Origin of the sequence: Bradyrhizobium sp. (assembly GCF_049798375.1) — a bacterium.
GTDB lineage: Bacteria > Pseudomonadota > Alphaproteobacteria > Rhizobiales > Xanthobacteraceae > Bradyrhizobium.
In genome coordinates, this window is record NZ_JBARGP010000121.1 from 1 (window position 1) to 1729 (window position 1729).

The 1729-nt window shown below is 64.1% G+C and carries 1 protein-coding gene; it reads right to left on the reverse strand.

Translation table 11 applies throughout. From position 1 onward, the window contains the following. Positions 1-58: 58 nt before the first annotated feature. Entirely contained in the window at positions 59-1681 is a 1623-nt protein-coding gene (locus tag WA702_RS05515; protein WP_425109527.1) for an inorganic phosphate transporter, read from the reverse strand. Positions 1682-1729: the final 48 nt, after the last annotated feature.

Genomic DNA, 1729 nt, shown 5'->3' on the forward strand with positions numbered 1-1729 from the left:
CTAAAAACAAAAGGCCCGCGGTTAGCGCCGCGGGCCTTTTTTTAAGTTGCTCGCGTGCTCAGAACAGATGCACGAAGATGAAGTACAGTGTGCCCGACAGCATCATCGCGATCGGCAGGGTCAACACCCAGGCCATCGCGATGTTGCGGATGGTCGACCATTGCAGGCCGCTTCCGTTGGCCGCCATGGTGCCGGCGATGCCCGACGACAGCACGTGGGTTGTCGAGACCGGCAGGCCGTAACCGTCGGCCGCCGCGATGGTGAGCGCGGCGGTGATCTCGGCGCTGGCACCCTGCGCGTAGGTCAGATGGGTCTTACCGATCTTCTCGCCGACGGTGACCACGATGCGCTTCCAGCCCACCATGGTGCCGAGGCCAAGCGCGATCGCGACGGCGATCTTCACCCAGATCGGGATGAACTTGGTCGCGGAGTCGAGCGAGCCCTTGTAGGCGGTCAGGGTGGCGACATCGCCGCCGGCGAACTGAGCGGCATTGTCCTTCATCAAGAAGCGCAGCGCTTCCGAGGTCAGATACATGTCGTTGCGGGTGTTGCCGACCAGCTCCGCCGGGACCTTTGCCAGCGTGCCGTATTCCCTGACCTGCTTGGTGATATCCTTCATCAGCGCGGCGAGCGCAGGCAAGGTGTCGTCGCCAAGCTGCTTTTCGGCGACGTAGCGGGTCACGACCGGGCGCGGATCACCGCTCGCGGTGTGGCCGGCGGCCTTGCCGTCGATGATCTTGGCCGCAGTGTCAGCGTTGCTGATGAACTTTTCGGCCTGACTCTGCGGCATGGTGCGGTTGAGAGCGTAGGCCGTCGGCACCGTGCCGATCAGGATCAGCATGATCAGGCCCATGCCCTTCTGGCCGTCGTTGGAGCCATGGAAGAAGCTGACCAGGGTACAGGTCAGGATCAGGATGCCGCGGATCCACCACGGCGGCGGCTGGTTGCCGACCGGCTCGCCGAACAGCGCCGGCGTCAAGCGGCTGAGAGCCAGCTTCAGGATGTAGAGCAGGCCGGCAGCCAGCACGAAGCCGAACAGCGGCGAAAGCAGCAGCGCCTTGCCGATGCCGACGGCCTGGCCCCAGTCCACGCCTGAGGTGCCGTCGCGGCCGCGCAGCAGCGCGTTGGCGATGCCGACGCCGATGATCGAGCCGATCAGGGTATGCGAGGAGGAAGCCGGCAGGCCGAGCCACCAGGTGCCGAGATTCCAGATGATGGCGGCGATCAAGAGCGCGAACACCATCGCGAAGCCGGCGCTGGAGCCGACCTGCAGGATCAGCTCCACCGGCAGCAGCGAGACGATGCCGAACGCCACCGCGCCGGTCGAGAGCAGCACGCCGGTCAGGTTGCACAGGCCCGACCAGACCACGGCGATGTGGGCCGGCAGCGAGCGGGTGTAGATCACGGTCGCGACCGCGTTGGCGGTGTCGTGGAAGCCGTTGACGAATTCAAAGCCGAGCGCGATCAAAAGCGCTATGAACAGCAGGATGTAAGGCGCCAGCGAGGTGACGCGGGTGCCGGTGGCTGAGACGTCGTCATAAATGCTGTAGGCGACGAACAGCAGCGCGGCCGCCACGACGCCCAAATAAATAACTCCGGTCAGCGGATGGAAACCGCCATCGAGATTAGGGCCCTTCTTCAGGGCAGGCTCGATTGAACCCGGTAAAGCAACATCGGTCATTGGAACTCTCCTCTCCCACGAGCCTCAATTTTGATCGATGCATGTGAC

Bases quoted from the DNA above. Each gene is read 5' to 3' on its own strand.
- WA702_RS05515 (WP_425109527.1), bottom strand. From the start codon at position 1,681: ATGACCGATGTTGCTTTACCGGGTTCAATCGAGCCTGCCCTGAAGAAG.